The organism is Rickettsia endosymbiont of Thecocarcelia acutangulata (assembly GCF_964263195.1).
GTDB classification, from domain to species: Bacteria; Pseudomonadota; Alphaproteobacteria; order Rickettsiales; family Rickettsiaceae; genus Rickettsia; species Rickettsia felis.
The window spans coordinates 898,177-910,795 of record NZ_OZ181652.1 but is presented as its reverse complement, the minus strand read 5'-3'; the positions used below and the strand labels follow the sequence as shown (position 1 = coordinate 910,795).

Here is a 12,619-nt window from a genome sequence, read left to right as displayed (position 1 = left end):
GGGATCCAAAAAAATACCTAAACATCTAGTATTTGTAGTTGTTTTCCTGGATACCGTGGTTAAGCCACGGTATGACATCTCTCTTTAGTTAGCAATGCCCTTAATAAAGCAGCTGTTAATTAAAAGTTTGCTTGACTATTTCATACCAACAATTTTCAGGAGCGGCTGCTTTATTACTAAAACCGCATATAATTAGCCGGTCTTTAGCTCTTGTCATTGCAACATAGAGTAGTCTTATATATTCCTGTAAGTCTTTTAATTTTTCAGCTTCTTTCAGATCTTGTAAAAATGCGGGTGTGTCCGCAGCATTAGCAGAAAAAAACATTTCCCCTTTATCGTCCCAAATAAATTTATTGCTACTTACCGGCAAAGTAGTAGAATCACATAATATAACGATAGGAGCTTCAAGCCCTTTAGAGCCGTGGACGGTCATTACTCTTATTTTGTCTGAATGCTCCATATCACGTTTGATGTAGATATCGTTATTCTCAAACCAAGCAATGAATCCTTGCAGTGAATTATCTATATCATTTGTATAGTTTTTGCTTAATGTTAATAGTTCATTTATCATATCATCATCGTAAATCTCTCGTAAATTTAGATTATTCACCACTAAATCATTGAAATTTATAAAATATCTAAAGAAATTCTCAACAGTAGATATTTTATAAATTTCAATTAGGGAATTTAATTTATTATAGATCTCTTCATGTGAAGAGAGTTTATCCCACAAACTCTCTTCATTTTTATTTATAAGAAATTCGTATAATTGCTGCTCGCTTATTCCGATAATCGGTGATTTTAGTAAACAGGCAAGGTTTAAATCATCATCAGGCAACAATACAAATTTAGCTACCGAGATTAAATCCATTATCGTTAGATTTTCCTTAAGGTTAATTCTATCGCTTATCTCAACTTTAAGCTTAGCTTTGCTAAGTTCTTTTATCAGATTTTTACTAAACTCGTCTCTCTTTCTTACTAATATCATGAAATCTTTTTCAGATATTCTGCTTGCGGTAGAAGGCAAAATTTCTTTGCTTTCTATTTGTTCTTGTATAAAATTTACGATTTTTTCTATCAATAAATCAGCGGCGGATTTAGAATTTTCATAATCTTCAGGCAATGCCCAAAAAAGCTCTTCTTGTTTTTCACTCGTTACTAAAGGCCAAATTGTCACTAGACCTTGATGTGTACGAAATGAGGATATTAAAGGATTATCCGAAAGGAATAAACCAGGGTAATTAGATTTTATATTTTTCAAAACATTATGAGTAAATTGTAAAATCTCTGCACATGATCTATATGAACATTCAAGCGTGATATTTTTGAACTTCTTATTAGCATTTGTAAGATTTGTTTTTAGTTGCTCATTCACTAAGCGGAAATTATGAAGATCAGCTCCTTGAAAGCTAAAGATCGATTGTTTATCGTCACCTACTATGAAAATTGTCATCCCGCGACTTGAACGCGGGATCCAGTCTTTTTTTATTTTTTCCTGGATACCGTGGAGGGGCCTCGGTATGACATTTTGTGACTTATCTACAGCATTAAACTCTGTTATTAAAGTAGTAATAATATTCCACTGCTGGGGGCTTGTATCTTGTGCTTCATCGACAAGAATATGATTTATTTCACTCTCCAGCTTATGCAGCAACCATTCATGCGTAGTTTTATTATTCAGTAATTTCTCGGTGTAGTAAATTAAATCGTCGTAATCGAGTAAATTATTTTCTTCCTTATATGAATCGTATTTTTCTAAAATAATATAAGCAAGTTTAGTAAGTAAATTCGTATGATATTCTAGCTCCTCTATGCGACGCAGCTCATCTAATCGGTAAATTTCAGAAGTGATTTTTTCTAGCTCTAACAATAATTTAGGATATTTTCTTATTAATTCTTTCGATAAAAGACTTTTACGTTTTTTTCCGTCTTTGGTAAAAAAAATTTCTTTCGGTTCTATTTCCAAATCATATTCTGCAAATAAGTTTTTCACCTTATCATAAATATTATTTAATTCCCCTAACGCTAATCTTTTATTAGATATTTCTTTCGGAATAGTTTTATGAGTAAATAACTTCTTGAATTTAATTTTCTGCTCGATTATTTCAGTAAAAATATCTTGCAATGTTATTTCATGAAAGCGGTTAAGCAAAATTTTAATTAAGTCATTATGCTCATCACTTAAGTAGATTTCATTTCTGATATTTAGGAAGATATCCTGTAATTTAGTTTCTTCAAGAATCTTAAATTCCGGTGTTATGCCTGCTTCTAAAGGAAAAGTGTTAAGGATTTTTTGACAAAACGCATGAATTGTATAGATATTTAAAGGCTCGTTGCTATTTAGTATTTTATCGTATAAAGTTTTTGCGTTTTCTATTTCTTGCGGTAGCGGCTTATTGCCGCTCATTAAGAAAAGTTCTTCTTCTAGTTTCTTGGTATCGCAAGGAGAAAGATGTTTAAGTCTGCTATTAATCCTTGTTTGCATCTCTATAGAAGCAGCATTAGTAAAAGTAAGGCATAAAATATTTGCAGGTTCTACGCCTGTTATTAACAAACGTAAAAACCGATCGGTTAGGATTTTGGTTTTACCGGTACCGGCAGAAGCCGATACCCAAACGGAATAATTAGGATCGGATGCTTGTTGTTGTAGATTGCTCATTTTTTCTTTTTTCTATATTGTATGTATCAATTTTTCGTCATTGCGAGCAGCCGTAGGCTGCGTGGCAATCTCGTCAAATATCCTGAGATTGCTTCGTTAATTACTTACGTAATTTCCTCGCAATGACGGAAAACTGATCCCTACACAGAAATAACATTACGCTTATAAACAATATAAATCACTATTAAAGAAATAGCGAGACCAAACCAAGTTAGGGCATATTCTAAATGGTCATTTCTGATTGTTGCTAAATGATTTATTGAAAGAGGTAATAAAATATCTAGATTGCTAATATCTTTTCCTTCCGCAATAATATAAAAATCCTCTAGATTTAATTCTAAGGTTTGAGAGGCTTCTTTTAAATCTAAAGTTAGCCACACATTATTTTTTATATCGTTAGCAGGTAAGTAGCTACGAGTTTTTTCAGACGGCATAGTAACACCGATAATCTCATGCTGCCGGTCGTTTGTAGCTTGAGCGATAATATTTTTATTGCGATTACTAAACCAACCTCGTGCTACTAAAATAACTTTATTTTCTATAGTTTTAAAAGGAGTAACTAAATAATATCCGTCTTTTTCACTCGACATTGACCTTCTACCATATAAATATATATCTTTATTAGGCAAAAATTGACCGGTAATTTTTACTTTATGATAAGGTAAATTGTCTTGAATTTCTGCTAAATTAATTGCAGGTGAAGTGAGGTTAGCTTGCATTGAGGCTAAGAATAATTTCTTTTCCTTTAAACGACTAAGCTGCCAAAAGCCTAAGGAAATAAGTATTGTAAACGTGATAAGTACAACAAGGTTTGTTTTCATAGGTAAGTTTTAGGAATGTTGATAATCGTCATGAGCTAAGCGACTACAAAGAGCGTGGCAATCTCATGAAACAATATAAAATTCCTGAGATTGCCACGTCGAGGCTTTGCCTCTCCTCGCAATGACGTTTTACTAAGCAGTTTTTAAAATACTACTAAGAAATTCTTTATGTTTTTGCAGCTCTTCTTTTGTAGGTTTAATAACAAGAGTAGCTTGCTCTGTTTTGTTATTTACTTGAGTAGTTGCTAAATTATTTATTCCGGCAGATTTATCAACCATTTTAAAAGCGGATTGTCTACCACCCGTTAGTTCCACATATACTTCTGCAAGTAATGCCGCATCTTTCAAAGCCCCGTGAAGCTGCCTACCTGAATTATCAACTTTAAATCTTTTACATAAAGCGTCAAGATTATATTTTGAGCCTGGAAACATACTTCTAGCCATAACTAGAGTGTCTATAGCATTGGACAGTTCTAAAAGTTTGATTTCCGCTCTTTTTAATAATGATAGTTCATGGTTTAGAAATTTAATATCGAACGGAGCATTATGAATAATAAGTTTGCTATCTGAGATAAACTCTAAAAAATCATCGGCTATTGTATGAAATAGAGGCTTGTCTTTTAAAAATTCGCCGGATATGCCATGAATTCTATAAGCCTCAAACGGCATATCTCGCTCAGGATTAATATAAAAATGAAAATTCCTACCTGTTAATATCTTATTTACCATCTCAATTGCACCGATTTCGACGATTCGGTGACCTTGTCGTGGGTCAAGTCCCGTAGTTTCGGTATCTAAAATTATTTCTCTTAAACTCGACATTCCCAATCCTTTATTATTCTTTTAAAATTGTCATTGCGAGCGGGTATTGTTGCGTAGCTCGAGCAAAACGTTCAATGTCATTCCTGCAAAAGCAGGAATCCAGGGTAAAGCACGTTAGGTGTCACCCCGTGGCTTGACCACGGGGTCCAGAAAAAAACTAACAAAGACTGGATACCGCGACTTGATCGCGGTATGACAAAGAACTAGATTCCCGCCTACGCGGGAATGACATAATGACATAAGTACCATACAACAAGCTTACAATTTCCTCGCAATGACGAGAATTAGCTTCTCTATTTGTTTTTCCAAGTCTAACATATCAACGCCGCTATTTATAGCAAAATCTGCTTTTGCTATTTTGCTCTCTTGTGATAGCTGAATTTCTTTGATTTTATTATAAATCTCTATATCAAATGAAGTTCTCGTTATTGCTCTTTGCATTCTTATTTCTTCAGAGCAGTATATTGTTACGACAAAATCAAAATATTTATCAAATTTAGCTTCATAAAGCAACGGTATTTCGGCAAAGCCAAATTTGAAATTAGCATTTTCTTTTTTAAATAAAATGAGTTTATCTATCAGTAATGGGTAAATAAAATTTTGTAGTTTTTCTCTAGCTAGGTCGTTATTGTAGATTAAATTGCTGATTTTTCCGATATTGAAAGATTCAAGTTCAGGGAGTAATTTTAAGATTTGAGTTTGTACGTTCAAATCTTGATATAATTCTTTTATACATCTATCGGCACAAAAAGTTTTATATCCTTTTTCTGCTAAATAATCCAAAATAAAAGTTTTCCCCGATGCGTAGCTACCGGTAATACCTATTGCTAACATTTTGTTATAAAAATTTTATGTTCATTAGCGAGTTTTATAGTTAATTCTTCTTCGACTATAATTATGTTATTTTTCTGAATCGCTACTCCTTTGTAATCATATTTAGCAAGATTCTTTATAGTATCAGGACCGATTGTTGGCATATCTAGTCTATTATCTTGACCTAATTTCGGTATTTTTACTAGCACTCCTCCATAAGGATTTTTACGTAAATCTGCACATCTCGCTATTAAATTATCTGTCCCTTCGGCAGCCTCTATACCAAGTATGTAACCATTTTCAACTATAACCGATTGTGCAATATCGAATGAACTTAAATGATTCAACAATTTTACTCCAAGCTCAATATCATTTTTATCTGAATTCGTAAGGGTGGTATCAGTTATAATATTGGAGTTACCTTGTTGATTTTTATATATTTCGTTACTTGAAATTACTTTAAAACCATAGCTTTCAAAAAAATCCGCTACTATTTTTAGCAAATTATCATCTCCTCGAATTTTTTGCCCAACTATTTTGAAAAGCAATAAACCGCCTATTTTATCTACGGATAAATTTTTAAAATTCGGTCTATTAACTCCGCCTATAAAAATAATATTTTGTACCTCATTATCCTTAAAATATTTTATAGCTTCACCAATCATACCGATTTTTAAAATCTTATATTCAAAATCTTTAATTTGTTCTATATCAGCTTCGTCTTTAATCGCCGCTATATAACACTTGCCGCCTTGCTTTGTATAGTTACTTGCTATTAAGTAAGGTAATGAACCTCTGCCTGCAATAATTCCAAGATTTGATAGCATGATTAAGTTTTTAATTTAGAATTCTAAAAATTTATTATAAGTCCATTTTTAATATAAATCTAGAATTCTTATTTGACCTTTACATTTTAATCAAATTAAGGCATAATATTTGGTGCTAATATAGCTATAGTAATAAACGTAATTTAGAATAGAGGTTGCGGACTCGGGGGCAGTACCCGACGCCTCCACCAAAACTTTCTAAATAACTTGCTTCTAAAGTTAATTTGTACGTCGATCCGGTACTCGAATCCTCACGTACCAAGTGTACGCTGCGGTTCTGCGTTCCGTGTCTCCTTCAAATTCCTCTTTATTAGTGGCGTCATTTAGAAAAGTTTAAATATATAATATAATAAAGAGTAGACAATACGAAGATCAACTTCAAAAAGAGCAAGGAGTTCACAAGGCGAGGAGCGAAGCGTATACTTAATACGTGAGCACCGCAGCTCTTGTAGAACAACGTAGCCAATTTTTGAAGTTCATCGAGTATTTTATGGGGGCGAAATAGGATCGACGTACCTAATAAAAAGATTGCTTTTACTCGGGATGATTCCGCCGATGGCTTTGCCATATGGGTCAAAACAAAGAAACGCAAACGATAATAATCGTTATGTAGGTGCTCCAGCTTTAGCTGCAGCTTAAGCCTACGCGGCTGGGGGTTTGCCGGGCAACAGAAAAACCCCACATAACTCATATACCTATTTTTATTTTTAGAGTGTATATTTTATTTTTTTCGTATGAATATTGAATATAAAAAATTTGTGAATGAATATATGCTAGAATTTGTGAAAAAAATTCTAACTAAGATTCAGCATGAAAATTTATATTGGGATCAGTTAATATACATATCGTACAGAACCGATAACCCTGCGGTAATTTTACCTTCAAAAGTTAAACAGGCATATCCAAAACAGATAACAATAGTACTTCAATATCAGTTTGAAAATTTAATAGTAAATGATACCGGTTTTTCCTTAACGGTAAGTTTTGACGGTGTTAAAGAAATAATTTACGTACCTTTTGATGCACTTATTAGCTTTGTTGATTCCAATAATAATTACAGCCTAACTTTTAATCAGTCGTTAAATGTACAAGAAAATCACCAACATGAAGAGGAAATAAGTAGTAATAAAAGTTATAAAACTTCATTATCTCCAAATCCAAATGTTATAATGTTAGATAAGTTTCGTAACTCTTCTAAACCTAAACCTAGTTAATGCCCATATATGGATTCAAAAGTAGTTATATATACTGATGGTGCATGTGCAGGTAATCCTGGTCCTGGAGGATGGGGAGCTTTGCTTCAATTTAATGATACTAGCAAAGAAATATTTGGGTATGAGTTGGATACGACTAATAATCGTATGGAAATTACGGCAGCACTTGAAGCATTAAGGATTTTAAAAAAATCTTGTAATATTGAGATTTATACCGATAGTAAATATTTGCAACAGGGAATTACCGCTTGGATTCATAATTGGATAAAAAATAATTGGTGTAAAAGCAACAATGAACCCGTTAAAAATGCCGATTTATGGCAAAAATTATACGCAGAATTGAGTAAACATACTATTATTTGGAAATGGGTAAAAGGTCATGCAAATAATAGCGGTAATATTGCTGCCGATAAACTTGCAGTGCAAGGAAGAGAAACTGCTATAGAAATTTTAAAATGTCGTGGATAGATAAGTTTTTTATTACTTTTTTTCACAAAAAAGTAGGAGAAGATGAATTTTTGAATCAATATTATGAAAGCCGTAATATTGATTATTTAGGGCGTCCAAGGAGGTTTGTTATTTATAAGAATGTAAATGAACCTACAAAAATTCCGCCGAGTTGGCACGCTTGGTTACATCATTTAGTAAATGAGATACCGAAAAATATTCAGCTTTTCCCGTGGCAAAAGAATAATAAAATAGTTAAAAAGCCGCCTAAAACATCAAATCTTAAATATAGTAGATGGCAACCGTAATTAATTAATAAGATATAAAAAAACAATGAAACAAAATATTATTGAAACAATTATCGGCTTTGTAGTATTAATTATTGCTTTGCTATTTTTGATTTTTGCCTACAAGACAGGTAGTTCTATAGCTAGCTCAAAAGGTTATCAGGTAACTGCTAATTTTCAGAGTGCAGAGGGTATAGCAGTCGGAAGCGACGTAATGATCTCAGGTATAAAAATAGGTAGTGTAAAGAAAATTACTTTAGATCCGAATAGCTTTTATGCAAGTGTATATCTAAATATTAATGATGATGTTAAAATACCTAAAGATTCTAAAGCCCAAGTAGTCACCAGCGGGTTACTTGGAGGTAAATATATTTCAATTGTACCTGGTAATGATGATGAAAATTTAGCGGCTAATGAAGAGATAAGATATACTCAATCAGCAATTAATATTGAATCATTAATTAATAAAATTGTTTCTTCATTCGGTAGTAAGTAGAAGTAATACGAAATAAAAAATCATTAAATTTAGCCGAATCTAAACTAGATTCGGTTTTTTTATTGTTTAAGCTATTGTAAAGTGTTTACAAGAGGAGTATCTTATAATTGTAAGCAAAGTAATTTGCTTAACAAAATGTAAACTAATAAAGGAGTAAATTATGAAAGAATCAAATTCAAACTCTGCTAAAGAAGATGTCGAAGGTATCAAAAAAGATATTGAAAGCTTAGTTTCAAGATTACGTAATTTAAAAGGTAAATCCGGAAATATTCTAGATGAGCAGTTAGGTAATTTATCATCCGTTATGGAACATTATAAAGATAAAGGTAAAGCTAATGTAGCGGATTTATGTGAGTCGACACGTGACCACCCTTTGCGGAATCTCGCCTACGCTTTTGGTGCAGGCGTCTTGCTAGCTATTCTTATGAAATAGGTAATTCAATGTTAAAATCTCTAATATATGAATTATTAAAAAGTAGCATTAAGCAAGAAGAGAAATCTTATGGCAAACCATTTGTCTATTTTTTTAATATTCTAGGTTTAGTTTTAATAATTATTGCTAATTATTGTTATTGTTCGGATAGTATGGAATTTTATTTTCTTATGCAAAGCGGAATAATTTCTATTATATCTTCTATAGTTATTGAAGCTGTTAGATGTTATTTAAAATACAAAAATAGATATCGTACTCTAGATTCTTTAAGGTCCAAAAGTAGAGAGTTAGTAGAGAGCATAAGTACGCCATTTACTGACTTAGTCTCAACTAAGACCTTAATAAGATATTTACCTACGATAATTCGCTATGTTCCAAGTACCGTACTGACATTTTTAGTATGTACTTATATTAAAAGAAAATTCTTAAAAAATGTTACATATCCACTTTTAGGTAAGTAGTAATTTATTTCTCGGTTTAGGTATTCTAAACCGAGCTTTAAATAACTCTGTCTTATTCGCTTCGTTAAGCTCGCTTTTAAACTTGTTATTTGAGTTTCTGATTTTAATTTTGGAAAATCTACATTATCTTAGCTAAGTGTATGAAAGTGTTTAAGCTTTCTTCGTCGTCTTTGGTCATTATATAAGGTACTTTAACATATATAAGCATTTGATGTGTTTTGTCCGATATTTTATTTTTCTCTAAAAACACATATAATTTATGAGTATTGTTATATTCATCTTGTATACTAAACGCTTTATTTGCTACAACTGATTTATCAGATTTTGATATAAAATCATCAATAAAATAGTTTAAAGAATCTCCAAATAATTTGCTTAATTGCTGATCATTTTGAAGTTCTTCATATGATAATGATCTTGCAGTTTTCAGCTTAAAATATGATTTAATCATTTCAAGAGCAGAATATCTATCGCAGTTATTATTAAGAATTTTATATAACATTTTTTTATCAAAATATGCAGGTATCATTTTTATAAATCCTTATTAATAATTTGCTGTTTGTAATAAGATAACTGACGCATAAAAACGATAATTGTAGCTGTAAGACCTGCAACTAAGATAGAGTATAAATTTAGTGATTGAAAAAGCATATTTTTAATATATTTAATTATAACTACCAACGACAGTATAGTATTTTTTGCTTTTCAATCTAAAAATGAACCATTACTATATATCACTTATTTTTTCTTTCAATTAGTTTATTTATCACATATTTATTGTGCTAATAAATAATTAAATGTTTTTTTGCTACAAATTATAAGATTTTTTTGAAATAGGATTAGTTTTTCTTAAAAAAATCTTATTCAATCCACGAAGTAATGGTATGGACCTCCCTATATACGGAATCAATAATAATGTATTATTGTTCTAGAATAGGAAATTAATCCTAGGCAACAACAAGGAGGTCCAAATGGAAGTTACCACAGTTGGCATAGATATTGCAAAAAGAATTTTTCAAATTCATGGATTAGATAAAAATGGCAAAGCAATATTAAAGAAAAAATTGATGAGAGATCAGGTGTTGAGTTATATAGCTAACTTACCAAAATGTTTAGTAGGTATGGAGGCTTGCGGCGGAGCTAACTATTGGGCAAGAGAAATAACAAAATTAGGTCATGAGGTTAAACTAATAGCACCACAATTTGTAAAACCATATGTTAAAACTAATAAAAACGATCAGGCAGATAGCGAAGCGATTTGTGAAGCAGTAACAAGACCGAATATGAGATATGTACAGATAAAAAGTGTAGGACAACGAGATATTTTGTCGATTCACAGGATAAGAGCAAGGTTGGTAAAAAATCGTACTGCACTTGCCAATGAGATAAGAGGATTACTAAATGAATTTGGTTTTACTATTCCTCAGGGTATAAATAAAGTTACTGCTAAATTAACAGAAGTTTTAGATAATGGCGGTTTAAGCCCAATAAGCTTATACAACATTCATCGAGTTAAAAGAAGAATTTATAGATAATGATAAAAAAATAATAGAGCTAGAAAAGCGATTAAAAATATTAGCAACAGAGTTAGAACAATATAAACGTTTAACATCTATACCTGGTATAGGTTTAATTACTGCTACAGCATTGATAGCTTCAATAGGTAATGCAAAATATTTTAATAATGGTAGACAATTATCAGCATGGCTTGGTTTAGTGCCAAAACAACATTCGAGTGGAGGTAAAGAGAGGTTACTTAGTATAAGCAAGAGAGGCGATACTTATTTACGTACTTTATTGATTCAAGGAGCAAGAGTGGTATTAAATGCTAAGCTAAGGTTTACAACTGAAGCACAAAAAAACAAAAAGGATTTTACTAGATTTACCCAGTGGATGTATAATTTATCGGAGCGATGCGGGCATAATAAAACTACCGTTGCTGTAGCAAATAAATTGGCACGAATAGTATTCGCAGTATTACGTACCGGCAATGATTACAACGAAACTAAAGTTTGTAGTTAATTAAGGTAATAATATATTGTTGAATTGCCAATATTAACTGAATAAATTAGATAATAATATATGTAAAAATTCCAATCCGAAATATGCGTGAGAGATAATATTGATGGTGAATAAGACAAACCTTAACCTACGAAAAAACTGATTAACGCACAGGCTCTATAGAAGCCGTCGAAGTGATAAGTAAAAGTTTGTAGGCAAACGAATTCCATCAGGGCTATACGGTAAATATACAAGTAAGGTAATTTATCAATTATAAGTTGGATACATGACTGCATTTGCTTTTTAGCTATTAAATGTTATTTTTTTTTTTGCATTATTAGGGAGGTCCATACATGCTTTAAGCCGCACTTCATTTTCTTATTTATCGTGTAAAGCAAAATTTCCTATTGACTTTTATATAAAACAGTATAAGTTTCTTTACAATTTAATTTTTTGTAAAGAATTTATGCTAGGCTACAAGAAGGCACAAACAAGTTTAAATAGAATGCAAAAAGAAGCAATAGGATTACTTTCCATAGGTACATTTCTTGAATACTTTGACCTTATGCTTTATGTACATATGGCAGTGCTTTTAAATGAACTATTTTATCCAAAAGCTGATGCACATGTTGCAGCACTTTATACGGCTGCTGCTTTTTGTTCAACATATCTATTAAGACCTGTAGGAGCTATAATATTTGGTTGGATAGGAGATAATATCGGACGTAAAACTACTGTAGTTATGACTACAGCCATGATGTCTTTATCTTGTGTAGTAATGGCTACTTTTCCTACATATGCTCAAATAGGAGCAGCTGCTGCTTGGGTAATTACCATTTGTCGAATCGTACAAGGTATGTCCTGTATGGGAGAAATAATAGGTGCTGAACTTTATATAACTGAAATAACTACACCTCCTATACAATACCCAGCAGTCGCTATAATTTCAATTTTTACAGCTTTTGGAAGTTTTGCAGCTTTGGCTATTGCTTATTTTGCTACAAAATATGGTCTTAATTGGCGTATAGCTTTTTGGATAGGAGCAGTTATTGCTATTGTGGGAGCAGTTGCTAGAACACATTTAAGAGAAACTCCAGAATTCATTGACGCAAAACGTCAATTGAAAAAAAAAATTAGAGCAAGCTTTAGAAAAAGTTGAAGTTAATAAAAAGCAATTAGAAAATAGTGCAGTATGGAAAGAAAAAGTTAGTAATAGCACTTCATTAGCTGTATTTTTATTGCAGTGTGCATGGCCAATATGCTTTTATATTATCTTTTATTGTTTCAATATTTCAAATATTTAGTTTCATAATATGGACTTATTTAAGCTATTATATC

Annotated in this window: 11 protein-coding genes, 1 other RNA gene and 4 pseudogenes; 9 read left to right on the top strand and 7 right to left on the bottom strand. The window is 31.7% G+C overall.

All coding sequences use genetic code 11. The features are described 5' to 3' along the window. Positions 1-115: 115 nt before the first annotated feature. From ACE38Q_RS05005 to ACE38Q_RS04980, 6 genes and pseudogenes are all read right to left on the bottom strand, one after another. A pseudogene (locus ACE38Q_RS05005) lies at positions 116-1,447 on the bottom strand (3'-5' exonuclease); the annotation flags it as partial. After that, a pseudogene (locus tag ACE38Q_RS05000) lies at positions 1,424-2,659 on the bottom strand (UvrD-helicase domain-containing protein); the annotation flags it as partial. The pseudogenes ACE38Q_RS05005 and ACE38Q_RS05000, both read right to left, overlap by 24 nt. 140 nt (positions 2,660-2,799) lie before the next feature. Next, positions 2,800-3,480, bottom strand: coding sequence for an SURF1 family protein (locus tag ACE38Q_RS04995; RefSeq protein WP_500190314.1), 681 nt, complete (start codon positions 3,478-3,480; stop codon positions 2,800-2,802). 132 nt (positions 3,481-3,612) lie between these two features. Continuing rightward, the gene (dnaQ, locus tag ACE38Q_RS04990) at positions 3,613-4,302 is read right to left on the bottom strand and encodes a DNA polymerase III subunit epsilon (protein WP_500190313.1); all 690 of its coding nucleotides are present in this window, start codon (positions 4,300-4,302) and stop codon (positions 3,613-3,615) included. Between the two features lie 258 nt (positions 4,303-4,560). After that, entirely contained in the window at positions 4,561-5,136 is a 576-nt protein-coding gene (gene coaE / locus ACE38Q_RS04985; RefSeq protein ID WP_500190312.1) for a dephospho-CoA kinase, read from the bottom strand. Further along, positions 5,130-5,942, bottom strand: a complete 813-nt coding sequence (locus ACE38Q_RS04980; protein WP_500190311.1) for an LpxI family protein — start codon at positions 5,940-5,942, stop codon at positions 5,130-5,132. The genes coaE and ACE38Q_RS04980 overlap by 7 nt, the downstream gene beginning before the upstream one ends. Before the next feature lie 74 nt (positions 5,943-6,016). On the opposite strand from ACE38Q_RS04980, the gene ssrA reads away from it, so the two are divergent. From ssrA to ACE38Q_RS04945, 7 genes are all read left to right on the top strand, one after another. Continuing rightward, positions 6,017-6,625, top strand: a transfer-messenger RNA (tmRNA) gene (ssrA, locus tag ACE38Q_RS04975). A 51-nt stretch (positions 6,626-6,676) separates the two neighbouring features. After that, positions 6,677-7,156 (top strand): ClpXP protease specificity-enhancing factor SspB, encoded by a 480-nt coding sequence (locus ACE38Q_RS04970; protein WP_500190310.1) that lies wholly within the window; start codon positions 6,677-6,679, stop codon positions 7,154-7,156. 9 nt (positions 7,157-7,165) lie between these two features. Further along, a complete protein-coding gene (gene rnhA / locus ACE38Q_RS04965; RefSeq protein ID WP_040256276.1) occupies positions 7,166-7,624 on the top strand; it encodes a ribonuclease HI in 459 nt (152 codons plus the stop codon). After that, positions 7,612-7,911: an NADH-ubiquinone oxidoreductase subunit NDUFA12 family protein gene (locus ACE38Q_RS04960; protein WP_011270533.1), complete on the top strand. Its 300-nt coding sequence runs from the start codon at positions 7,612-7,614 to the stop codon at positions 7,909-7,911. Before rnhA ends, ACE38Q_RS04960 begins: the two co-directional genes overlap by 13 nt. A 25-nt stretch (positions 7,912-7,936) precedes the next feature. Next, positions 7,937-8,386 (top strand): outer membrane lipid asymmetry maintenance protein MlaD, encoded by a 450-nt coding sequence (gene mlaD, locus ACE38Q_RS04955; RefSeq protein WP_011270534.1) that lies wholly within the window; start codon positions 7,937-7,939, stop codon positions 8,384-8,386. A 160-nt stretch (positions 8,387-8,546) separates the two neighbouring features. Continuing rightward, entirely contained in the window at positions 8,547-8,819 is a 273-nt protein-coding gene (locus ACE38Q_RS04950; RefSeq protein WP_500190309.1) for a hypothetical protein, read from the top strand. 8 nt (positions 8,820-8,827) lie between these two features. Then, positions 8,828-9,280 (top strand): hypothetical protein, encoded by a 453-nt coding sequence (locus tag ACE38Q_RS04945; protein WP_500190308.1) that lies wholly within the window; start codon positions 8,828-8,830, stop codon positions 9,278-9,280. Positions 9,281-9,398: 118 nt separating this feature from the next. On the opposite strand, the pseudogene ACE38Q_RS04940 reads toward ACE38Q_RS04945, so the two are convergent. Beyond that, a pseudogene (locus tag ACE38Q_RS04940) lies at positions 9,399-9,961 on the bottom strand (hypothetical protein). Positions 9,962-10,251: 290 nt separating this feature from the next. On the opposite strand from ACE38Q_RS04940, the pseudogene ACE38Q_RS04935 reads away from it, so the two are divergent. Together ACE38Q_RS04935 and ACE38Q_RS04930 are read left to right on the top strand one after the other, a co-directional pair. Next, a pseudogene (locus ACE38Q_RS04935) lies at positions 10,252-11,302 on the top strand (IS110 family RNA-guided transposase). A 445-nt stretch (positions 11,303-11,747) separates the two neighbouring features. Further along, positions 11,748-12,440 (top strand): MFS transporter, encoded by a 693-nt coding sequence (locus ACE38Q_RS04930; RefSeq protein WP_500190307.1) that lies wholly within the window; start codon positions 11,748-11,750, stop codon positions 12,438-12,440. Positions 12,441-12,619 lie beyond the last annotated feature (179 nt).